The 22,620-nt window shown below is 44.4% G+C and carries 17 protein-coding genes; 5 read left to right on the top strand and 12 right to left on the bottom strand.

From position 1 onward, the window contains the following. Positions 1-355 precede the first annotated feature (355 nt). From ACX5KA_RS11780 to ACX5KA_RS11770, 3 genes are all read right to left on the bottom strand, one after another. Entirely contained in the window at positions 356-1,396 is a 1,041-nt protein-coding gene (locus tag ACX5KA_RS11780) for a methionine synthase (protein ID WP_171338725.1), read from the bottom strand. A 122-nt stretch (positions 1,397-1,518) separates the two neighbouring features. Beyond that, positions 1,519-2,496, bottom strand: coding sequence for a DUF1852 domain-containing protein (locus ACX5KA_RS11775; RefSeq protein ID WP_458731229.1), 978 nt, complete (start codon positions 2,494-2,496; stop codon positions 1,519-1,521). A 298-nt stretch (positions 2,497-2,794) separates the two neighbouring features. Then, entirely contained in the window at positions 2,795-3,058 is a 264-nt protein-coding gene (locus ACX5KA_RS11770) for a DUF7218 family protein (RefSeq protein ID WP_458731227.1), read from the bottom strand. A 370-nt stretch (positions 3,059-3,428) separates the two neighbouring features. On the opposite strand from ACX5KA_RS11770, the gene ACX5KA_RS11765 reads away from it, so the two are divergent. Then, the gene (locus tag ACX5KA_RS11765) at positions 3,429-4,610 is read left to right on the top strand and encodes a pyridoxal phosphate-dependent aminotransferase (RefSeq protein ID WP_039216497.1); all 1,182 of its coding nucleotides are present in this window, start codon (positions 3,429-3,431) and stop codon (positions 4,608-4,610) included. A gap of 74 nt (positions 4,611-4,684) precedes the next feature. Here the strand turns inward: ACX5KA_RS11765 and ACX5KA_RS11760 are convergent, their stop codons facing one another. The 4 genes from ACX5KA_RS11760 to trhP all read right to left on the bottom strand — a co-directional run bounded on the left by ACX5KA_RS11760 (position 4,685) and on the right by trhP (position 8,968). Next, positions 4,685-5,860 carry a saccharopine dehydrogenase family protein gene (locus ACX5KA_RS11760; RefSeq protein WP_458731226.1) on the bottom strand — a complete coding sequence of 392 codons (1,176 nt, stop codon included), beginning with the start codon at positions 5,858-5,860 and terminating at the stop codon, positions 4,685-4,687. Positions 5,861-5,998: 138 nt separating this feature from the next. Beyond that, positions 5,999-7,228 (bottom strand): aminotransferase class I/II-fold pyridoxal phosphate-dependent enzyme, encoded by a 1,230-nt coding sequence (locus ACX5KA_RS11755; RefSeq protein ID WP_039216495.1) that lies wholly within the window; start codon positions 7,226-7,228, stop codon positions 5,999-6,001. 117 nt (positions 7,229-7,345) lie between these two features. Further along, the gene (locus ACX5KA_RS11750) at positions 7,346-7,591 is read right to left on the bottom strand and encodes a YfhL family 4Fe-4S dicluster ferredoxin (protein WP_049587224.1); all 246 of its coding nucleotides are present in this window, start codon (positions 7,589-7,591) and stop codon (positions 7,346-7,348) included. A 3-nt stretch (positions 7,592-7,594) separates the two neighbouring features. Then, a complete protein-coding gene (gene trhP, locus ACX5KA_RS11745; RefSeq protein ID WP_458731228.1) occupies positions 7,595-8,968 on the bottom strand; it encodes a prephenate-dependent tRNA uridine(34) hydroxylase TrhP in 1,374 nt (457 codons plus the stop codon). Between the two features lie 456 nt (positions 8,969-9,424). Between trhP and ACX5KA_RS11740 the strand changes: the two genes are divergently transcribed. Next, positions 9,425-11,872 (top strand): zinc-dependent metalloprotease, encoded by a 2,448-nt coding sequence (locus ACX5KA_RS11740; RefSeq protein WP_458731225.1) that lies wholly within the window; start codon positions 9,425-9,427, stop codon positions 11,870-11,872. 211 nt (positions 11,873-12,083) lie between these two features. On the opposite strand, the gene ACX5KA_RS11735 is transcribed toward ACX5KA_RS11740, so the two are convergent. Continuing rightward, on the bottom strand, positions 12,084-13,133 hold the full coding sequence (locus ACX5KA_RS11735) for a hypothetical protein (RefSeq protein WP_269351401.1): 1,050 nt from the start codon (positions 13,131-13,133) through the stop codon (positions 12,084-12,086). Between the two features lie 485 nt (positions 13,134-13,618). Here ACX5KA_RS11735 and ACX5KA_RS11730 point away from each other — a divergent pair, with 485 nt between their 5' ends. Both ACX5KA_RS11730 and ACX5KA_RS11725 read left to right on the top strand, forming a co-directional pair. Further along, a complete protein-coding gene (locus ACX5KA_RS11730; protein ID WP_039216488.1) occupies positions 13,619-13,876 on the top strand; it encodes a type II toxin-antitoxin system Phd/YefM family antitoxin in 258 nt (85 codons plus the stop codon). Beyond that, positions 13,864-14,160, top strand: coding sequence for a type II toxin-antitoxin system RelE/ParE family toxin (locus tag ACX5KA_RS11725; RefSeq protein ID WP_458731224.1), 297 nt, complete (start codon positions 13,864-13,866; stop codon positions 14,158-14,160). The genes ACX5KA_RS11730 and ACX5KA_RS11725 overlap by 13 nt, the downstream gene beginning before the upstream one ends. Positions 14,161-14,748: 588 nt before the next feature. Here the strand turns inward: ACX5KA_RS11725 and ACX5KA_RS11720 are convergent. The 4 genes from ACX5KA_RS11720 to ACX5KA_RS11705 form a co-directional block, all read right to left on the bottom strand. After that, positions 14,749-14,982: a hypothetical protein gene (locus tag ACX5KA_RS11720; protein WP_273072607.1), complete on the bottom strand. Its 234-nt coding sequence runs from the start codon at positions 14,980-14,982 to the stop codon at positions 14,749-14,751. A 658-nt stretch (positions 14,983-15,640) separates the two neighbouring features. Next, positions 15,641-16,942, bottom strand: coding sequence for an MGH1-like glycoside hydrolase domain-containing protein (locus ACX5KA_RS11715; protein ID WP_273072610.1), 1,302 nt, complete (start codon positions 16,940-16,942; stop codon positions 15,641-15,643). A 70-nt stretch (positions 16,943-17,012) separates the two neighbouring features. Further along, a complete protein-coding gene (locus tag ACX5KA_RS11710) occupies positions 17,013-18,605 on the bottom strand; it encodes a sodium:solute symporter family transporter (protein WP_273072614.1) in 1,593 nt (530 codons plus the stop codon). A 124-nt stretch (positions 18,606-18,729) separates the two neighbouring features. Further along, positions 18,730-21,189 carry a TonB-dependent receptor gene (locus ACX5KA_RS11705; protein ID WP_273072616.1) on the bottom strand — a complete coding sequence of 820 codons (2,460 nt, stop codon included), beginning with the start codon at positions 21,187-21,189 and terminating at the stop codon, positions 18,730-18,732. A gap of 495 nt (positions 21,190-21,684) precedes the next feature. Between ACX5KA_RS11705 and ACX5KA_RS11700 the strand changes: the two genes are divergently transcribed. Further along, on the top strand, positions 21,685-22,620 hold the full coding sequence (locus ACX5KA_RS11700; RefSeq protein ID WP_273072620.1) for a kinase: 936 nt from the start codon (positions 21,685-21,687) through the stop codon (positions 22,618-22,620).

The following is a 22,620-nucleotide window of genomic DNA, read 5'->3' as shown; positions in this document are numbered from 1 at the left end:
AAAAATTAAGCATTCATGCTCTCACCCTGGTGTATATTAAAGTTTCTTTTTTAACGTGAATAATAGTTGTTTTGTCGCTGTTTTAAATCAGGTAATTACTAATGTTGCTCATAAGTTAAATATTCGTTACTTCTCTATGTGTTATATTTTCTCTCTTATTTCTTTATGATGTTTTTAATTATCCTTGATTCTGTGGAAACTATAAATAATGTGGGGGAGTTAACCTTAAATAAGGTCGAAAAGATGAGAATAACGCTGATACTCTTTTTAACCGCTAGAAATAAAAAAGCCCACGTTGATGTGGGCTTTAGTGCGCTTTCAAAATGCTCTTGCTTAACAAAAGTTTTGAGGCGTATTAAGCACTGAGCTTCTGAGCTAATTCCTGCCTTACTATTTCAGCGCCAGCGCTGAGCGCCTCAAGCTTGCCTCGAGCAACCTGTCGAGAAAGAGGGGCCATACCACAGTTTGTACAAGGGTAGAGTTTGTCGGCATCCACGTACTTTAATGCTTCACGTAATGTAGCTGCTACTTCTTCTGGTGTCTCTATTGTGTCAGTTGCAACATCAATAGCGCCCACCATCACTTTTTTGCCTTTAAGAAGCGAGATTAGCTCAATTGGTACATGAGAGTTATGGCACTCCAGAGAAACCATATCAATATTGGATTTTGCTAGCTTAGGAAAGCTCTCCTCATATTGTCGCCACTCAGAGCCCAATGTCTTCTTCCAGTCGGTATTCGCTTTGATGCCATATCCGTAGCAAATGTGTACCGCAGTTTCGCATTTAAGCCCTTCAATGGCTCTTTCTAATGCGGCAATACCCCATTCATTGACTTCATCGAAAAATACGTTAAACGAAGGTTCATCAAACTGGATAATGTCTACACCAGCAGCCTCAAGCTCCTTTGCCTCTTGGTTTAGTATTTTGGCAAACTCCCACGCAAGCTTTTCGCGACTTTTATAATGGTCGTCGTACAGCGTATCAACCATCGTCATAGGGCCAGGTAACGCCCATTTTATGGGCTGATCGGTTTGGCTCCTTAAGAACTTTGCGTCTTCAACGAACACTGATTTTGGCCGTGTAACAGCTTGGGTAACGACAGGTACGCTAGCGTCGTAGCGATTGCGAATACGTACGGTTTTACGGTTTTCAAAATCAACACCGTCTAGGTGCTCAATAAAGGTAGTTACAAAATGCTGACGGGTTTGCTCACCGTCACACACAATATCGATGCCTGATAGAGTTTGTTCCTGAAGCGTAACGCGAAGCGCGTCTTTTTTGCCTTCCTCTAATGCTTCATCTTCTAGCTTCCAAGGCGACCACAGGGTTTCAGGCTGTGCAAGCCACGATGGTTTTGGAAGACTGCCTGCAATTGAAGTGGGGAGTAGTTTTTTCATGTGATTCGCTTTCTTCTAATCGATAATTTGTATGGATGCGCGAAGGGCAGAACGTGCTGCCCTTATCATAGTTTTGTAGTCGCAACATGTGCGGTTTGAATATCGCAAGTATCTAAATGAACTTAACAAGCGTAGCTTGCTGTGAATTGCGCTAACTTGTGTTGATAAGGCTTTATAAAGTTCTCTTCTACGAACTTGCCTTGTTCAACGGCTAGATGAGTCCGCTCTTCACGGTCATAAACAATGCGAGTCACTGAGTGATCGCTATTTTTCAAGTTTGGTTTGTAGCTTAAACCTGCCTGGGCGTTAGCGTTATAAATCTCAGGGCGATAAATTTTCTGGAAGGTCTCCATCGTAGCAATAGTGCTGATAAGTTCTAAATTGGTGTAGTCGTTTAACAAATCACCAAAGAAATAAAATGCAAAAGGAGCAGCACTGTTTGGTGGCATGAAATAGCGCACGTTTAAGCCCATCTTCTTGAAATACTGTTCAGTTAGTGATGATTCATTAGGCTGATATTCAACACCTAAAACGGGGTGCTGATTTTCTGTTCGACGGTAGGTTTTATTGTCGGAAACGCTTAAACAAATGACCGGCAGCTTTGAAAAATGTGCTTTATAGGCCTCTGAATTAACGAAATACTTAAACAACTTTCCGTGCAAATCACCAAAATCGGCAGGGACACTGAACGAAGACTGGCCACGATTGTGATTAGATAGACGAACGCTAAAGTCATAATCGCGAACATAAGACGAGAAGTTGTTTCCTACAATACCTTGAGTGCGTTTACCCGTTTTTTTGTCAATGATATTGGTTTGTAAGATTTCGATAGTTGGGAATGTGTTGCCGTTACCCTCAACGTCGATATCTACCGACACAATTTCAAGTTCGACGGCATAGCGATCGCCACTTTCATTATCCCAGCTAGCCAGTGCATTAAAGCGGTTGTTTATCATGCTTAGTGCATCGCGCAAATTTTCTTTGCGGCGTTGACCACGAGCTAAATTGGCGAAGTTGGTGGTGATGCGTGTGTTGTCTGAAGGGCGATAATCTTCATTAAACTGAACGCTGTTAATAGTAAAAGAGAAATCTGTGTTCACGTTGTTGTTCATGAGAATGCGCTTCTATTCCTAAAGTTAAACCGAGTAGTGAGACTGCTGTAAAAGCTATGAACACGTTATACGTTGATTTAACTATGAATAAAAATGACTTATTTTCATTTTATCATGAAATATTGTCATGTACTGGGCGGCGAAGAGCTAGTCGCCTACTATTGAGGCGGAAGATCTTTACTTGAAGTTGAGGTTTGCCACGAAATGCACAAATTATACGTGTCTGATAAAACGTAATCATCACCGCCACAGTGACCAGTTTTTGTATGTGGCGGTCTATCCGCCACTAATGATTGCGTAACGCATCAATTAATTCGTCTTTGCTCATGTTAGAGCGACCTTCAATGCCGACTTCCTTGGCCTTTTGATACAGTTCCTCTTTAGTGCGATCCTCGTACTTTTTGCCTTTTCCACCATCTTTAGAAGGCGTTTGTTCGCTATTGGCTTTCGCATTGGCAATGCGCGCCGACTTCTCTTTGCTATAGCCTTCCTCGCGAAGGGCTTCGTAAGTGTCGTCGTTTTTAATTTGGTTGCCGTGGTCCTTAGCCATATTTAACTCCTGTTTTGCATACTGAGTAATCGATTAATGTTTCGCCGTAATTCTTACTTTGTATTTACATAGATGGATTACACAGTCGTTTAAAAGACAGGCTTCAAGTGCGAAGAACCAATAGCGAGAGAGTGCTACGCCTTTAACATCAGAAAAAATGTCATTCATCGCAAACGCTAAAAACGACAAAATAACGCTGCACCGTAATGTAACGACTTAACGCGTTAAAACTTCTTATGTTGTCAATTTTAGTGCGCCACATGCACGTAGAAAGTGCATTTATGTCAATGGTTTAGCGTTTTTATGCTATTGCGCGTTTAAAATTAAGCCTTTAGTCTAAAGTGAATGTAGACGGAAGACAGAGCGAAATATGAATAAAAATGAACAACAGAGCACCGTGAATTCTTCACGCCGTAATTGGTTAAAGTCAGTGGGATTAGGTGCAGGAGCAGTAGCGCTAACGACCAGCGTTGACAGTATTATGGGCGACCTTCGTGCCGCAGGGATGCAAACTGAACACTTCCCGTCTGCTACCCCCAATGTAAACGATGGTCTTATTCGCTTATCGTCAAATGAAAACGCCTTTGGGCCGTCAAAAAAAGCCGCAAAGGCAATGCAAAGCGAGCTTTTAAACCTAGCGCGTTATACCGACGCTACGGTTGAAGTGTTAGCGCAAAAAATTGCTGAGCAAGAAGGCGTATCTGCTGAGCAAATCGTAATTACGAATGGATCTTCACCTATTCTTTTTGGCTATGCGGACTGGATCACCAAAAACGGCAATAAGCTGGTAACGTCTATGGCAACCTACGAAGGCGTACCACGGGGCGCTGAGTTTATGGGGGCAGACGTGACCTACGTGCCGTTAGCCAATGATATGACTTTTGATCTAGATGCAATTGAAGCAGCAGTAACCGAAGATACGACTGCTGTGTACGTATGTAATCCAAATAACCCGACAGGGAGCATGGTAGATGCGGCGAAGCTTACCGCTTTTGCAAAACGCGTATCGAAAAAAGCACAGGTTTTCATCGATGAAGCCTACATTGAAATGTCTGATGCTTACCCCGCAAATGTGCAATCGAAGCTAGTAGCTGAAGGGTACAACGTGGTGATTTGCCGCACCTTCTCTAAAATTCACGCCATGGCGGGACAGCGTCTCGGTTACGCCATCATGCCTGCTGAGCAAGCTAAAACAATGGGCGGTATGCTGCGCATGGGTGGTGTGAATTACTTGGCATTAGTAGCGGGTATGGCTAGCATGGATGACCACGCGAACCTAAACACCATGCGCTCACGGATTAAAACTGAGCGCGAAAAGTTAGTAAAAGTTGCCAAAGAATTAAAGCAGCCGTATGCGCCGAATCCACAAGGGAATTTCATTTACATGGATACGGGTATGCCGCACGACAAGTTTGCGGAAAAAATGAAAGCTCAGGGTATAAAGGTAGTAGGGCGCACCTGGCCCGGTTTTGATTCTTGGTCGCGAATAAGTGTGGGTACGCCAGCAGAAACAGACGCATGCGTTAAAGCATTAAAAGCAGTACTCGCTTAAAAAACAACAATAACACCTAGCGCAGAGAGAAAAGGCTGAACGCAAGTTGTGTTCAGCCTTCATTTTTTGAATCGCTATTTCTCGATAGCAAACGTTAAGCCTGCTTTTTCTTCTAAACGGCTGATAAGCTTGTTACCGAGTGCTGCCGCAGGTGTGAAGAAACCACCAGATAAACTAACGTCTTTGCACAAGCAAAGAGCAGATTCTGAAATCATTTTACTGGTAGAGCCGTAGCCTGGATCTTTGTCGCCTTTTACCGATACGGCTAGCATATCACCATTGGCAGCGGTACCCACAAACATGACATCGTAAAAGCCATTTTCGCGCTCTTCTTTGCTCGGGCCTTCACCTGGTTTAGGGCCATCATCACTAGCAAGCGACTTATCTTTGGCAACGTGATTCGCCATGGCTTCACCTTTCTCACCTGGGCCAGTCATCATCATTTCATCATACTGAAAGTTCTTGCCGTAGCTATATCCGCCCAGGTAGTTCGTGCGATGAACGTTTTTAGTATTGATGGCCGCCATAATAAATGGTGCAACCCATGTGCCTAACTGCTCATCGAAGTAAGGTTTGTTGCCATCGGGCTGTGGCTGATTTGACGCGCCATCGGTTAATGAGTGCGGATTAATAAGCGCAGCCATGACTGACTTGTCTTTGTGCGCTGCAGCCATGGTCGCTTTTAAACTGGCAGCCGTACCGCCGGAGAACGTGCCCTGCATTTTGCGTACACGACCTTTTACATATTCAATGACATCGCCAGTTTGCTTTTTGGCATGTTCTTGAAGGTAGTGCACACCAAGGTCAAAAGGCACAGAATCAAAGCCACACGAGAACACAATGTTTGCGCCGGTTTCTTTAGCTTTCGCTTCGTACTTGTTGATCATTTGGTGCATCCAGGCAGGCTCACCGCAAAGATCTGTATAGCCAGTGCCGTTATCGACACATGCAGAAAGTAACTTTTCGCCGTAAATTTGATACGGCCCAACAGTGGTAAGTACAACGGCTGTGCGCTTTGTCATTGTGTCAAGTGCGTTGGCATCGTCACCGTCGGCTACAATACTCGCAACGCTATCGCTAATGCCTAGCTCTTGTTTAACATCATTAAGTTTAGCTTCGTTACGACCTGCCACTGCCCATTTTACACTGCTGTCGCTGCCATACTGCGCCTGAAAATATTCAGCTACTAATTTGCCCGTAAAACCTGTAGCACCGAAAATAACTACATCAAATTCCCGTTCGTTACTCATTGTTTTATCCTGTTTTATTTCGTTTCGACACGTGTCATCAATATGCGTTACTCAATATACGCACAAGCACCCATATCTATCATTTTTTTCGGTAATATTTGTCTATTCACGAAATTAAACGGTAACTGGTAAAAACCGTTAGTTTAATGACGCTACAAACTCAGCCAGCCGTGACAGGCCTTCTTTCAAGCGTTCAATGCTAGTGGCGAAAGACAGTCTTACGTAATGGTTGGCATTGTGCTCACCAAAATCATTACCCGGCGTAAGCGCTACATGATGTTGTGAAAGTAGGGCATCACAAAATTCAATTGCACTTAGCCCTGTGTGCTTAATATTGATGTAGGCGTAAAACGCACCGTCAGGCTTTGCATCTAAACCAAGCCCCATATTTTCAAGAGCATTAAAAACCAGGGAAGCTCGCTTTGCTAGCGTATGGCGGTTTTGCTCGCATTGCGCCAAAGCTTCTGGGGTAAAGCACGCAAGAGCGGCTTTTTGCGATAGGGTAGAGGGGCAAATAAACAAATTCTGCGCGAGTTTTTCAACGATGGGCGTCATCGCTTCAGGTACCACACACCAGCCAAGACGCCAGCCGGTCATACCGAAATATTTGGAAAAACTGTTTATTACGACAACTGTTTCTTCAAGCTGTGTATTGGCAAGTACGGTTTGAAGTTTGGTATTAGTGCCCAGGGTCGATTGGGAAGCGAATGCATCATCGCGAATATCAAGATTAGCCGAAAGCGAAAGATCCAAGTAAATTTCGTCAACAATTAAAAAGCCACCTTTGGATTTGCAGTATTCGCCAATTTTAATCAGTTCTTCTACATCTATAACCGTACCTGTAGGATTGGCAGGTGTGGCGATAAGTACACCTTTCGTGTTGTGCTTCCAATTATCAGCAACACTTGTAGCGGTTAGCTGAAAGTTATCCTCGCTGCGTGTTGGCACCAGCGTTACCTCTGCGCCAAATGCGTTTAAAAATCGTCGGTTACAGGGGTAAGACGGGTCGCCCAATATCACGTTGTCGCCTGATTCAACCAAGGCAGCACTTGCCAAAAGTAAAGCACCAGAAGCCCCAGCGGTAACTACCACTCTAGAAGGGCTTACCGCTACGCCATGTTTAACTTCATAAAAACGTGCAATGGCTTCACGTAGTTCAGGCATGCCCAGCGCCGAGGTATAGGGAAAATCTGGGGCACTCAAGCTTTCTTTCATTGCCGCGAGCACTGTCGCGGGTGCGCCGAAATCAGGCTCGCCTAAATTAAGTCTTATAACATCTTTACCTTGCTGTTCTAGTGCCGTGGCTTTTTCGCCATAGGCCATAGCAAGAAACGGAGAAATCGCCGTAGCGCGAGAGGCAAACTTCAAAATAAACCCCTTATTAGTAGTGCCAATTCAAACTTTACCGCAATTAGGGACCACTCTTGGTTATGATTCAAGGGAATTCTTTGAGAAGTACAATTAACTCGCTGAATTACTTTTTTGCTAACTGTTTAAACGAACAAACTTTTCAGCCAGCTCGTCTAGTGACTCTTTATTGTGCGGGTCGGGCTTAACAACATCGATTGGGCATACCGCTACGCAAGTAGGCGCATCGTAATGCCCTACGCATTCAGTACAGCGCAAAGGGTCTATTTCATACACTTTATTGCCCATACTTATAGCTGCATTAGGGCATTCTGGTTCGCACATGTCGCAGTTTATGCAGCTATTAAGAATAAGCAGTGCCATAAATTATGCCTCGCTCACGTTTTCAGGTGTTACTGCATTAGGTGCTTTTCGAAACGGATTGCGGGTATCAACGCCTTCATCTAAATTTCGCAGCAGTAGGGCAAAGTTTAGAGACACATCGCTGGGTATCGGTATTCTTACTTGGTGTCCTGAACCCTTAGCATCCGTAATAGAATGGTTTCTCTTATCCAGCATCTCATTTAGAGTAAAGGTAATGTTGCCGCTTGGCGTCATCAACTCAAGCGAGTCACCTACACAGAATTTGTTTTTAACGTTTATAATTGCATAGCCAGACTCTTCACAACGGTCAATCACTTCACCAACAAATTGCTGTTTATCGCTGACTGAGTGGCCATACTCATAGTTCTGATACGCGTGGTGCGCATGGCGACGCAAGAAACCCTCGGTATAACCTCGATGAGCTAAAGTTTCCAAGCTTCCCATTAATGTACTATCAAAAGGCTTTCCTGCTACCGCGTCGTCAATTGCTTTTCTATAGACTTGAGCGGTTCGGGCACAGTAGTAATGTGATTTAGTGCGGCCTTCTATTTTTAAACTATGCACGCCCATTTGGGTTAACCTGCCAACATGTTGCACGGCACGCAAATCTTTAGAATTCATAATATAGGTGCCATGTTCGTCTTCAAAAGCTGGCATCAGTTCTCCAGGCTTTTCCTTTTCTTCTAACATAAACACTTTGGGGCTTGGCGTGCCTTCACCAAGGGTAGGAATTACCACTTGAGGTGCTGTAACTGCCTTATTAATCTCACTGGTTAGAACGATGTCGCCAGTTTCGTTTTCCTCGCCTGCCTTAACATCGTAAGACCATCGACAAGCATTGGTACAAGTGCCCTGATTTGGATCGCGCTTATTCATATATCCAGACAATAAGCAGCGCCCCGAATACGCCATACAAAGCGCGCCATGCACAAACACTTCCAACTCCATGTCTGGAACATGCTCGCGAATAGTTTCAATTTCTTCCAAAGAGAGCTCTCGGGACAAAATAACGCGCTCTATGCCTTGTTTCTGCCAAAACTTCACCGTGGCATAGTTCACTGCATTGGCCTGTACACTTAGGTGAATAGGCATTTCAGGGAAGGCGTCGCGCACCATCATAATAAGCCCAGGATCTGACATAATTAACGCATCGGGCTTCATAGCAATTACTGGTGAAATATCTTTTAAGTAGGTACCTAGCTTACTGTTGTGGGGGGCAATGTTGCTTACTACATAGAACTTTTTACCTAAAGCATGTGCTTCTTCTATGCCTATCGCTAAGTTCTCAAGGCTGAATTCGTTGTTTCTTACGCGAAGCGAGTAGCGTGGCTGCCCAGCATAAACAGCATCAGCGCCATAGGCGAAAGCGTAGCGCATGTTGCGTAAGCTACCCGCAGGTGCAAGCAATTCTGGCGCGATTAACGTTTGTTTTGGCAATGTTGAATCTGGGTCTTCACGTAGGTTAGAAGAGCTGCTATTAGGTGATAATTTTGAAGTCATAGATAAAAACCGCTACTAGACGCTTTAAACAAGGCGGCGGATTTTATAAGCCGTAAAATACCTCTACAAGTCAAACAACGATTGGTGTTGACCAAGATCAAACAATTTGTTGTCGATTATGTTCTTGAACGTTTAACTTACAATTGAGTAGAGTCAATGCCAGCTGCTTTACTCCATGTAGTTGCGTTTTTAGTGCATTACCTTTGGTAGTAAAAACCAAGCCCGTTCACAGCTAAATACTAAGCAAAAAGAGCGCATTAAACGATGAACAACCTTGGGCAAAACCCGCCACATAGGGTAGGCTAGAAATTCACAATAATAAGGACTAACTGCATGCTACAATTGAACATTTTTCATAAAGCGGCACGACAAGTAAAAGCATCGGGTAAATCGGCCATTGCGATTACAGTATTATTTGTCGTGTCTACGTCTTCCGCATTGGCAGCGCTGCCAAGCATTGGTGAATTCACCAGCGATATGACCAAAAAAGATGGGCTAATTCCTGTTTACTATGATGATGAAAGCGACAGAGTTTACTTGGCGGTGCCAACAGACCACGCCGAATACCTGTTTCAAAGTAGTTTGCCGTATGGCGTAGGTTCAAACGACATTGGCCTTGATCGCGGCCAGCTAGGCAATACGCGTTTAGTAAGCTTTGAAAAATTTGGAAACAAGGTTTTATTAAAGCAGCACAACACCAAATACCGAGCAGCTCACGGCAGCGACGCTGAGAAACAGAGCATTGATGAAGCCTTTGCTGATTCGGTTATCGCAGGTTTTACGCTGGTAGCCAAAAACGACAGCGCCAGTCTAATAGATTACACACCGTTCTTATTAAGCGATATTCACGGCATTGGCAATCGCTTAGCGGGAACTAACCAAGGCAGTTTTAGCGTAGATAACATGCGAAGCGGCGTGTATTTACCTAAAACCAAAGGGTTTGAAAAGAATACTGAATTAGAGGCTTTAGTCACCTTTGCAGGTAAGAAGCCAGGCGAATACGTGCAGCAAGTTACGCCCGACCCAGAAAGCTTGTCGGTGCACTTGCATCATTCGTTTGTGGCGCTGCCTGACGACAATTACAAGCCCAGAGAGTACCACCCGTACTCGGGCTACTGGAAATTCAGTTACTTTGATTACTCTACACCGATAAGTGAGCCTACCGAACAGCGTTTTATTACCCGTCATCGTTTAAACAAGAAAACCCCGCATGCTGCAATGAGCGAAGCAGTAGAGCCTATTGTGTATTACCTAGATCCTGGTATTCCAGAACCCGTAATGACCGCGCTTAAAGAAGGGGCGAGCTGGTGGAATCAAGCCTATGAAGCCGCAGGCTACAAAGATGCGTTTCAGGTGAAAGTATTGCCCGAAGGTGCCGACCCAATGGACGTGCGCTATAACGTAATCAACTGGGTACATCGCGCAACGCGCGGTTGGTCTTATGGTTCGTCGGTTGTCGACCCGCGCACTGGTGAAATTATTAAAGGTCACGTAACGCTCGGCTCATTGCGTGTAAGACAAGACTATTTAATTGCCCTAGGCCTAACAAGCCCGTTTAAAGAGGGTAATACCGACACCACTGTGCAGCAAGAAATGGCGCTAGATCGTATTAGGCAGCTGTCTGCTCACGAAGTAGGGCATACGTTAGGCATAGCACATAACTTTGCAGCAAGTGAAAACAACCGTGCGTCGGTGATGGATTATCCTCATCCCAAAATTAGCATTAAAAATGGCAAAATTAGCCTAGAAGGCGCGTATGACAAAGGCATAGGCGCATGGGATATTCACGCCGTAGCGTATGGCTATCAAGACTTTGCCAGCGACGTAGAGGCAACCGAAGCCTTGGCAAAAATTATCGTAAAAGGCCGTAATGAGGGATTAAGCTTTAAGTCAGACCCCGATACCCGCAGTAGTCGCCATGCATCGGCAAACGGCCATATGTGGGAAAACGGTAGCAATCCGCTAGATGCTTTCGATGAAATTTCACAAGCGCGCGAACTGGCGTTAGCCAATTTAGGTTTAGACACCTTAAGCCCAAATAGCAGTTTATCCTCGCTTGAAAATGCTTTAGTGCCTATTTACTTACTCCACCGTTATCAGTTAGAAGCCGTTGCAAAGCAAGTCGGCGGCTTAGTGTATGAATACGAACGCAAAGGTGACTATACCAAAGCCCAGGGCCAACAGTTTGTAGCACCTGCGGTGCAGCAGCGCGCGATGCAGCAGTTAATTACTGCCACTACCGCTGATTACTTGACTATACCTGAATCGGTACTCGCCCTTATTCCACCTACAGCCTATGGCGACGATATTACTCGCGAGCACTTTAAGGGCAAAATGGGGTTAATGTTAGACCCTGTTTCTGCCGCTGCTTCAGCATCTAACTTTGCGTTTGAATTACTATTGCACCCAGAGCGCTTAAACCGCTTAGAGTGGCAAACAAGAAGTAGTAATGACAGACGCAAAAAAGTAGGCGTTTCTATGCTGGTGAAGCAAATACTTAACGTTCACTGGTATAAAAATAAGTCACAAAGCCCACTAGCAAAACGCTTACAGTTAGTGGCGTTGAACGCTGTTATGCAGGCGGTTACTAATGAAAAGCTAGCGCCTGAAGTAAGAATGGAGGCCGAACTTGCTCTTCTTGAATTCAGCGAATGGTTAGACGATGAAGCCGACGATAATCAGTATGAAATACTGAAAGAACAGTTCGATACTTATTGGGCAAGTAAGGCATGGCCAAGTACTTTTGAAGTAGAGCCGCTACCGCCTGGTTCGCCGATTTAATAGCAGGCGAAGGGGTAGTGTAGTGCAACGTTGATGAGTAGCTAGTGCCGCAGAATAATGCTGCGGCACAGCGTATTGTTATATCTATTGGGCTAGCTTTGCTGCTGGCCCCTATGCCAACACATAAATATTGGCGGGCAAAATTGAGCAAGGCATTAATCTTTAAAAAGTGAAACTCATATTTCGTCTATTTAGACCAAGCAATGAATCGTTACTTACTCGTACCAAAGAGTAGATAATCTGACACTACTTCATCATGTACATACCCCGTGTGAGCTTGTAAATAATCAACAACGCCGTATTTGTATACACCAGGGACTGGAACCTTGTAGGTTTTTCTCGCAACTGATATCGCAACATTGGCATATTGGCCTTTTAATTCGCCAACACTACTCTCATCTATTGGGTAAGACAGAAGATCGTTAGGATCGCTAAACGCAATTACTCTCTTTTTTTGATTAGCATTTCTAGCATCAATAGTACCGTCATCTAAGATTGAGTGAAGTGTGTCATAATCGCTAGCCATTTTCTCAGACAACGTTTTCGGAGCTTTGTTAACCGAATCTCCGGTATTTAATAGAGCGATTTGGTTTGCCATCATATAAATCATGTCGACACGGTTATCTAGAACATGATCTCCATCCGCCTTCAGTTCATTGAGAACATCAATAAGGATCTTAGAGCCTAGACTAAAGGTGACAACAATGAGCTTTTCATTCTCATCAATCTGCTCTTCCAAGTCTAAAACTTGGTTTCTAACTCTTTGTATTATTTGCTTTTTGGAACTACCCGTATACATGACCACGTCAACAATTCCATTATTAAGTAGCCTATCTTTCGCGAGCTTTGTCGTTGCGGTTCTATTTGGATTTAATACAGGGTCGTCATCAATATCCCTTAGTTTGATTTTGGCTTGAGACGTGATGTCCAACCACCACAATACATTGAATGTTAGAGTTTGACCCTTGTAGCTAAAGCTATCGAGAGAGTCATCAATGTAGGGACTTTTTATTTTAAGAGCTGAACGTAAATCGTTGATGACACGCGAGTAGTCATTGATACCTCCGGTGGAAGAATATCCCCCCATTCCATGTATAAAAACTATTCTGATATCTTTGTTCGTTCCTTTAATTACGTCAACAATTCCATCGAATTCAATGTTTGCGGTGCTACCAGCGTAAACTTCATTCACTTTATTCGTTTTAATGATACAGCCCGAGAGAATGCAAGCTGTGAGTAGCAATACCATAAAGTTTTTCATATTAGAGTCCTTTTGATCTGTTATCACAAAGAACTCTTTATTCAGTAGCACTGAAAAGCGGCAAAAAGACGTCATCCTTGTATAGTTGAAAGTAGAACAGAAAATGTTCAAATACAACACTAGTAGCTAATCGAAACTACTTCACAAAGAATTCGATTTGGAAAATAACACCATTTACGTGTTTACCGCACACCCAGCCTCTGTGGGGAAAAACTACCATGACTTCTAACGTAAAATGCCCGCTTCCTGTAAAACACTATGAACTAAAATTGATTGAAAAAAATTGAGTATGGGAACTATGGTTTAAAACATTCTGATAATGGTTTTGATGTATTCAATCAGCGTAATGAGTTTGGCGATTTGTTTAATTTTAGTGGCGAAGATTGTGGTAAGTTCTTTTCAAATCTGCTTTCAGCGAATGAAATCTTGTGTGGTCATCGTTAAGTGATACTATAGTGATACATTTGAAAGTTGGAGCCTGCATCGTGAAAGTAGAATTAGTTACTACATTGAAGAGACAAGCCACAAAAATTTTGCAAGACCTGCATACTTCAAAAGAGCCTGTTTTGATTACTGAACATGGTCAGCCATCGGCTTACTTAGTCGATGTTGATGATTATGAGATGATGCAAAAGCGCATGTCGATTCTAGAAGGTATTGCAAAAGGTGAGCAGGCAATAAGAAATGATGACGTTTTAACTAACCAGCAGGCCAAAGAGAAAATGGATAAATGGCTGAAATAGTATGGACAGAACCTGCTCTAAATGACTTGGACAATATTGCTGAATACATAACGGTATCTAATTTAGTTGCGGCAAAGCAACTGGTTAAAGAAGTCTTCGCTAAAGTAGATATGCTTGAGGAATATCCTAAATCAGGAAAGTCAGTTTCTGAATTACCATCTCTAAATTACCGTGAGCTTTATGTGAAGCCCTGTCGAATTTTTAATAAGTTTGAGGACAACAAAGCCTTTACTTTGCACGTAATGCGGCACGAACAAGATCTTAGGCGCTTTTTATTAGATTAGCGTTAATTCATTTTAAGTACACTTGATGAATACAGCAGCTTCTATTGTTAATAGAATTAGCGGCTAGGGCGTCTTACAGCGTTATGCGGACATTTTTGAATCGAATATTAAAGGTTCGCTTCAGACAAGTTGTGGACGAATAGATTATTGACTAGCTACTTCTGCTTTGTGCCAATAGCAGCCGTTCGAATATTTGTAATTAAACGGCAGAAAAGTACGTTAAGCGGACGTTGGACATAACTTTTGCGCAAGTCCGCTTCAGACAAACAACGGACATTCATCACTCGCTGCTTTTAATTCCGTTATGTGCCAAAGTCGGCCGTTCAACAGCAACTTAGTATATTAAATCATATTGTAAAAGCAGACGTTCCGCCCACTCATTTCTGGACACTTCTGTGTTACAAAGTGCCAACTGTGAAGACTTTGGGCTGAAGTATATACCAGTTGATCGCCACTCGAAAATGACTTCACCATGTCGTACTGATTTGAATGTCATACAAGTGGCCCTCTGCTTTTATACGCTTCTCAATTTCAGCGTAAAAACTATCTGCTACCGCAAGTAAATTTTTGTGTCCAAGCGATTTATGTTCAAACTATAACCCAAGCAATCCCATTTGAAACACCTTTTGTATAGTGTCCTCCACAGCCAACGACTTTGTCTTCAATTTCTGTAACTAGGTAATTTTCATCGGCATAATTATCGAGAAAATCGAGAAAATCAGCCTTATCACTTTCGATGAAGTACTTTGGGCAGTTGGAAAGTAAAGTATCAACTAATGCTTCTCTATCTTCAACGGCGTATTTTCTGAATTTCATCTTCATAGGTTGGTTTTTTCTAGTGGTTTGATAGTGCGGAGTGTAGCAGTTTCACTTCAGGTGCTGTAATTATAGGAAACGTTATCGTAACACGAAAAGGGGCAGGAATGAGTTTGCGGAACGTCCGTTTTGGCGGAGTCAAACTAGGCTCAAACCGTTTGTTTACCGCCTAGGAAAATATTGTCGCTTCAGCGGGTACTGCTGCTGCGCTGGCTTGTTGTCTGCACTTAGTTGCTACCTTTTATGGTACTAAAGTGGCCAATCAGATAGCGCGTATGATGGTCAGTGCACCGGTTCGCACAGGTGGATAAAATCAATTTATCGAGCACGCAGTGATAGAGCGTCCCAGTGATAACCGCCTGGCCGAATTAGTCACTTTTTAGCTAACTTCTCAAAAAGTTTTGTGGGTTGGTTAAATGACACGCGACTACACTCCGCCTGTGAGTTACTGGATGAGACCCATTTATCTATTGCGCGGGTGGCGGACATCATTTCAGAAATCTCGTCAAAACAAGTGATTATCTGTCATCTTGAAGAATACAAGTCTGAGAATGTAAGTGCATGAAAATGACCACAGGAAGGTGGCACCTACGAATATAGATGCCAGACGTGTACGTCTTTTCGTTAGTGTTTTTAGGTGTGTATTGATGCACCTTTTAGACTGTTATTTTGCTTTGGGTTCGTCCTGAAGGGTAAATGTATCTCGCTGGGCGTTCAGGTGTAGCCATATTGCTGCAGACCATGAAAATTGCTTACCGCCGGTTCCTTCCCCCGTATCTGGTGAAAAAGACTCATAAAAGTTGCCCGCTTCAATGACCGCCATGGTGTCGAGCATCACTTGATTACCCAGTTTTGTCTCGCCTTGTTCAATCAACCCCAGTCCGACCATATAACTGACGACAGCCCAAATTGGACCACGCCAATACAAGATGTGATTGTAATGCTCACTCGCCGGATCACAACTTGGCAGTAAATAGGAGACAGTATCCTTAATTCTGAGTAAGTGTTGGGTGAGTTTTTGTCGCTGGAGGGGACTGCCAACATCGGCGTAAAACGCAAGGAATGACGCATTGCTCAAACTATCTGATGAGCGTTGTGCAATAAGATCATAGGAGCAGTACGCACCAATGTTCTCATTCCACAGAAAGTCGATACCTATCTGAGTTTTTGTGATCCTTGCTTGCAGCTTCTTACAGTCTTCTTCAAAGCCCAATGCTTGTGCCATCGCGAGCAAATCTTGATTTGCTCGCAATAAAATGAGACTCATACCCACATCCAGTACTCGAAATGGGCCATTTTTAACAATTTCATCTTGATCCCAGCCACAGTCTCGACCAAAAAAAACCATGGCAAGGTATTGATCGTACTGTTCGTGTGTGGGGCGCATAGACTGATCCACTTGGTTTAGGTCACGACGGGAATACTCTCCCACTTGTGAGGTGTCAACGCCAGACATTGGCAAATCCCATTCAGGAGAGTTATCACGGCCTGTTTCCCATGGATGTGTAGTCATAACCAAGCCGTTATCCATGGGATCGCGGTAGGTCGCAAACCAATCGTGCCAAGCCATTAATTTGGGATATAAGGCTTCCATTCTGGCTTGCTCCGACGCCTCGCCACTTTCCCATAATTGCCTTACGATAGAGGCTGCCACTGGAGGCTGGGTAATACCTGAGGTGTGTTTGTTGGGTTGATTGGTTTGCCATACTGAGGGGCCGGGAAAGTAGTTCGGGTCCACTTGATGAAAAATAATATGCGGCTGCATACCATTGTCCCATTGAGATTCGAATAGAATCTCAATTTCACGCCATGCGCGATTGCGATCAAATTGGGCAAAGCCTAATGCGACGAATACCGAATCCCAATTCCATTGATAAGGATACAAACCATCGGTAGGCACTGTGTATCCGTTTCTGTCGTTGCTTAATAAGATCTGTTTTGCTGATGTTGCTAATTCGTGTTTCATACTGATTTACCTAGGGAATGAAGGGTAACAAAACGACACCTGCTCAAGCAGGTGTCGCATACAATGCTGATTATTGGATCATGGACTGACCGATGACGCTGATAGAATAACTAAGGGCGACGACTAAGACGAAGAATCCCACCAGAATGCCCCCAGTTATTAAAATATCTTGCTTGGAGATATGAAGCTTGCTCGATGGCGCCTGGGCAGTGACTTTTGTATTGGGTTTGAGTAGGGCAACTGCATAGGCGATGACCACAGTCACCAATAAGCCGATGAAGTTCCACCACATCCAGAAAATTTGTGGTTCATACAACCAGAAGTACAAGTTTAATAACATGCCTGTGAGTAGGCCAATATTTACTCCCAGCGCGCTTGTGCGATTTTTGAAAATGGCCAATAAGAACACTCCCAGAATAGGACCGTAGAGGGCAGAACCCACTTTATTTATGGCTTCGATCACAGTCGGGGCAATAGAGCCAGCGTAAAGAGAGAGTGTGAGGATTAGCGTGCCCCAAAATAGTGAAATCCAGCGGGCATGCACCACTTTCCTGCTTTCATCCGCTGTTTTTAATACTCCCATCGCCGACAAATCTTCCAATGTAACCGCCGCCAATGAGTTAACGGTTGACGATAACGAGGACATAGCCGCAGATAAGATAGCGATGACCAGCAAACCAATAACGCCATTAGGCATGTATTCAAGGATAAATACTGGCATCATGTAATCGGGCTTTCCCGCTGGCACTTGAGCCATGAGCTCGGGACTGGTTTTGACAACGACACCGACAATGAGCCCAGTAATGCAGTACAGTAAGACCAGTGGAAAACGCAAAATACCATTGGCAAATAACAGTTTTTTGATGTCGGTATCGTTTTTGGCAGACATCGCCCGTTGCGCCTGAGTTTGGTCGCAGCCGTAGTAAGACGCATACAACACGAAGCCGCCAAAAATCATGGGTAACAAACCAAATTCGTCACCTGAAAAGCCAAACGCGTCAGTCACGACTGCATTGAATCGGTCAGCTTCTACGTTTTGCCAGAAAAAATCCGCACTTCCTAATTGAGCGATAGCAAAGCCCGCGACAAATAAGACCCCAATGAAAATCAGCACCATTTGCACCACGTCTCCGTATACCACGGCTTTCATGCCCCCAGAGGTAGAGTAGACGAGCGTAATAATACCTACAGTGACGATCGAGGTGAGAAGAGACATGTCGAACATGGCTTGCAGTATGATACAGATGGCATACACAGCTATACCTGTACCAAAGGATCGGACAAGTTGGAACACAAAACTCACCATGTAGCGAGTAGAGGGGCCAAATCGGCGTTCGAGGAAATCGTAAATACTGACGACACCTGAGCGATACAGCGCGGGAAGAATCACAAAGGCGACTAAAATCATCGCCAATGGCACCGCGAATTCATATGCCAACCACTGCAGACCACCACCTTCGCGCATGCCGACAAATGCGGGAGCGGAGATAAAGCTAATTGCCGATAGTTGGGTTGCCATAGTGGAGAGCGTGAGTGGAAACCAACCCATGTTCTTACCGCCTAGGAAATAGTCCTGTTCGGTTGCTTGGGTTCGCCACAAGAAGCCAATAGCCAGCAAGCCAACTAAATATCCGCCAATGATCAGGTAGTCTATAAAATTCATAAACGCACACTACTCTTGTTATTGATAAAACCGGTGAAAATATAAAGGCCAGTGGCATGCAAAATACATGTCACCGGCATTTTGTCTCCAATATCATTCAGGCTATTGGAGCAGTCAGAGCTAATTAAAAATCGTATCGAGCGGTAATACTGACCCGACGAGGTAGTATTGGTCGACCGACGAAGAAGTCACCACCAGAGACCTGTGAGTTACCTTGGCGAGGTGAACCTTCGGTGACACCGTCACTGTCGAACAAGTTCCATACGCCCACGCCGACGCGAATCGTTTGGTCATTGTCAAATTCCCACGTGTAACCCGCGTCAAGAGTTGTAATGTTGTGGCTATCTAGTTCCACCGTATTGGTGTCATTGGCAAACGCGTCACCAAAGTAGCTCACACCTAAACGAGCATCGACGAACCCGTTGTCGTAGTTAACCGCAATGTTACCCGTGAAGTCAGGTTGACGACGAGGCACTTTACCAACGGCGTCTGCGTTACCGTTTTCAGTGAATTCAGCGTCTTGATAAGTGATGTTACCGTCGATACTGAAGCTGTCATTGATTTTCCAGCGGCCGATAATTTCCGCACCTATGGTCTCAGTCGATTGCAACACAACACGCTCTACCACATCGCCATTGGGACCATTTTCGAAATCGACTGAACGGCGGTTTTTAAGTTCCGCGGTAAAAATTGAGGCGTCGATATACAAGTCTTTCGGGAAGTATTTCAAACCGATGGCGGCAAGGCGGATATCTTCACCTTCGTAGCTTTGCGGGTCGCCGTTTTGGTCAAATCGCACACTGCGAATTTGCGGGAAGAAATAACCCGATGACGCATTGGCATAGAAGTTTAAGTCGTGCTCATCCATTTTGTATAAAAGTGCACCTGATACAGCCACTTCGGTCGTGCCTACTTCACCGTAGGTAAAACGCCCATTGCCCGTGCGGTTGACTTGTAGATTCGGTGCCAAACTTGGGTCGTTATTAACCGTCACCCATTCGTTGCCCTCTGATTTGATCGACCCTTCCGCTCGTTCAACACGGACACCTAAGTCGATGGCCCAGCGCTCGTTTTCCATTTGGTCGGTAATATAAAGAGCAGTGCGGTCAGACTCGAGGTCGCGATTCGTGTAAGAAGTACCCGGTCCCGTAATACCGTTTTGCGAGTAATGCACGACATTGCCTTGGGCGTCGGTGAATGACAAGTCCACCAGTCGGGCATCGCCACCGTTACTGAAGTCAGCAAGATAGGAAGTGATGATGTTGAAGTCTTTCTGCGATGAGCGCATTAAGAAAGTACCGACGTTTAAGGTGTGTTCAAAGCCACCAATGTCATCGAAATGACCGGTTAAGTTAAACTCGGTACTGAAGAAGTTACCGTCACGGGTACGATCGAGTAGACGGTTGCCGAACAGTAGATAGTCGTCAGGAACGGCTTGGCCTGTTTCTGTCCATGTGTAGTTAGGCGTGCCGTAAAGGTCAGTAAGTGACTGTCCATTGAAGCCACGAGCTGCATTGGCTGCATACCCATCTAGCGGTTCTGGCGAGTTAGCCACGCCATCACCGTCTAAGAACAAGTTGAATTGGTGATCGTAGTCGGCGGCTTTTGCTTTACCACTGATACTCCAGGTATCACTCAGTTCTTTTTGAAAGTCGATAGCCAGTGAGCCACCCACGGTAGATACACCGTCGCGGATAGGAGATTCATATTCGCCATCGGCAGTTTGATAACGCAAGTCGGCCGCTGCAACGGTTTGAGTGACGTAGACAGTTTCGCCATTGTTACCTGTTAAACGGTCGCGAGAGCCGCCACTTAGTGGCAGAGGCAAGAAAAACTGCACTTGATCGTCAATCATTTGCCCGTAGACGGTGATGTGTCCGTCGTCCAATAGCTTTTTGATGTTGCCTCGTACTTGATAACCCTTGGTATCAAGTCCTGTATCTAACGGACCCTCGTCGTGACGGTAGTAACCAGAAAACGCGTAGTAAAGCTCATCATCGGTGGACAGAGGCCCACTGGTGAAAAAGTCGGTGCGCAGACGGCCTTCTTCCGCGACTTCAACCTGTACGGTACTTTCAGCTTCATCAGAGCCAGTTTTAGAAATGTAGTTAATAATCCCTGCCACTGAACCTGGACCAAACAAGTTTGATGCGCCGCCACCGACGAATTCAACCCGCTCAATACCAATATCAGGACGGTAATAAACGTCTTGTGCAGATGATGTCATGCCCGACTGAAATGCAGGTAAACCGTCGTAATTTAATGGGGTGAATTGAAATTGTCCACCAGATGGAAGACCACGTACGAATGCGTTTGTTGCGACTTCACCGCCGCCACCTTCAACCTTGATCCCGGGTACCGTTAACAAGATGTTGGCTTGGCTGGAAAAACCTCGACGGGCAATTGCCTCTTCAGGGATGAGTGTTGTTTTGGCTGGTGTATCAGCTTCTGCACGGGCAACACTTGTGCCGGTGACAATGATTTGTTCGAAATCCTTGTCTTGCTCTTCAGCTTCTTGCGCCATTACGGGAAGAGTAGTGGCAAGTGCGACTGTAACTGCAGCGGTAAGTTTATTTATTCTCATTGTACGTCTCTTATGCTCTTAGCTTTAGGGTGACTCGATCTTTTCAAGGCACTTTGCCTTGGTTAAATCGACGGCTTGCTACACCAGGCTGTAGTGAAGCAACACCGCAGTTATAAATCACTTACAAAAACTTTACAACCCATTTCGGGTTTTAATTGATTGATTAAGTTATGGCTTTGTCTCGTCAATTTAACTTTAATTTTTTATATGGCATTGTTTTTTATTGGTTTTATCGTTTTTGGAGATGGGTTCTAATTTGATGGTCTGATCTGAGTTTAGTCTTTTTTGTGTACCAGTGATGATAGCTATGCTCAAAGTTATAAGCTTGAAGTAGAGTTGAAAATTAACATTTCTAAAATTTTATCAAGAGTTTTATTTTAATGGCTTCTAGTATTTATTTTGGATGCTTTATCTGGTCTGATTTCAACAATTATTTTACAAAAAATCCAACTTGTCTCAATCTCCTCTTGATATTAATACCCATATTGAGTATTAATGTTGCGCGTTGAATCTAGTTGCTTGGGAGTTACCGCTATTAACAGTTCATTTTTACCCGATTTTCTGCATCGCCATCAATTACCTGCTAGCTATATTGAAACGGTGCAGCGTTGGTTTATTCCGTTAACTGAAGAGTTGCGCTTAAAACAAAAAGTGTTAAATCGAACCTTGATGGTTGGTGTAAATGGTTGTCAAGGCTCTGGAAAATCAACTTTGGTTGACTTTGTTGCCGAATATCTAAGTCGGCAAGAAGGACTGTCTGTGGCGGTTTTATCTTTGGATGATTTTTACTATTCCACAGAAAAGCGCAATCAGTTAGCCGAGAGTATTCATCCTTTGCTTCGGACACGGGGCGTGCCTGGCACTCACGATGTTAACTTAATCGAATTAGTTTTGTCCCAGCTTAGCAAGGCGTCAGGTGAGGTGAAACTCCCCCGTTTTAACAAGGCCATTGACAATCCTGCCCCCGAATCTAAGTGGCCTGTGGTTAACACGCCCGTGGACATTGTGTTGTTTGAAGGCTGGAGTTGGGGAGTCAACGCGCAAGATGATAGCGAGCTGAGCGAGCCACAAAACGGCCTAGAACGCGAACAAGATCAAAAGGGGTGCTGGCGTCGCTATGTGAATGAACAAATTGTTCGATACTACGAGCCACTGTATGCCCAAATGGACCATTGGGTGATGTTAAAAGCACCTTCCTTCGACCAAGTGTTTCAGTGGCGACTAGAACAAGAGCAAAAACTGGCTCGAAAAAGTTCGGGAAGAGCTAATTCGGGTGTGATGGACGAAGCTCAAGTGGCTAATTTTGTGCAGTTTTTTGAGCGTTTAACCCAACACGCACTTCGCGATTTGCCTGCGCGATGTGATCAGGTATTTAGTCTCGATGAGACTAGAACCATAGTTTCGGGCAAGTCATTGCCCAGTGAAAATTAA

Source organism: Alteromonas alvinellae (assembly GCF_902705805.1).
The sequence above is the reverse complement of the archived record's forward strand: the minus strand, read 5'-3'. Positions and strand labels throughout refer to the sequence as shown.

What these genes read in the sequence shown, in the direction of transcription:
- ACX5KA_RS11770 (WP_458731227.1), bottom strand. Translation starts at nt 3,058, where the DNA reads ATGGCTAAGGACCACGGCAACCAAATTAAAAACGACGACACTTACGAA.
- trhP (WP_458731228.1), bottom strand. Translation starts at nt 8,968, where the DNA reads ATGCGCTACGCTTTCGCCTATGGCGCTGATGCTGTTTATGCTGGGCAG.
- ACX5KA_RS11705 (WP_273072616.1), bottom strand. Translation starts at nt 21,189, where the DNA reads ATGAGAATAAATAAACTTACCGCTGCAGTTACAGTCGCACTTGCCACT.
- ACX5KA_RS11740 (WP_458731225.1), top strand. Translation starts at nt 9,425, where the DNA reads ATGCTACAATTGAACATTTTTCATAAAGCGGCACGACAAGTAAAAGCA.
- ACX5KA_RS11765 (WP_039216497.1), top strand. Translation starts at nt 3,429, where the DNA reads ATGAATAAAAATGAACAACAGAGCACCGTGAATTCTTCACGCCGTAAT.
- ACX5KA_RS11710 (WP_273072614.1), bottom strand. Translation starts at nt 18,605, where the DNA reads ATGAATTTTATAGACTACCTGATCATTGGCGGATATTTAGTTGGCTTG.
- ACX5KA_RS11760 (WP_458731226.1), bottom strand. Translation starts at nt 5,860, where the DNA reads ATGAGTAACGAACGGGAATTTGATGTAGTTATTTTCGGTGCTACAGGT.
- ACX5KA_RS11715 (WP_273072610.1), bottom strand. Translation starts at nt 16,942, where the DNA reads ATGAAACACGAATTAGCAACATCAGCAAAACAGATCTTATTAAGCAAC.
- ACX5KA_RS11780 (WP_171338725.1), bottom strand. Translation starts at nt 1,396, where the DNA reads ATGAAAAAACTACTCCCCACTTCAATTGCAGGCAGTCTTCCAAAACCA.
- ACX5KA_RS11750 (WP_049587224.1), bottom strand. Translation starts at nt 7,591, where the DNA reads ATGGCACTGCTTATTCTTAATAGCTGCATAAACTGCGACATGTGCGAA.
- ACX5KA_RS11725 (WP_458731224.1), top strand. Translation starts at nt 13,864, where the DNA reads ATGGCTGAAATAGTATGGACAGAACCTGCTCTAAATGACTTGGACAAT.
- ACX5KA_RS11735 (WP_269351401.1), bottom strand. Translation starts at nt 13,133, where the DNA reads ATGAAAAACTTTATGGTATTGCTACTCACAGCTTGCATTCTCTCGGGC.
- ACX5KA_RS11720 (WP_273072607.1), bottom strand. Translation starts at nt 14,982, where the DNA reads ATGAAGATGAAATTCAGAAAATACGCCGTTGAAGATAGAGAAGCATTA.
- ACX5KA_RS11700 (WP_273072620.1), top strand. Translation starts at nt 21,685, where the DNA reads ATGTTGCGCGTTGAATCTAGTTGCTTGGGAGTTACCGCTATTAACAGT.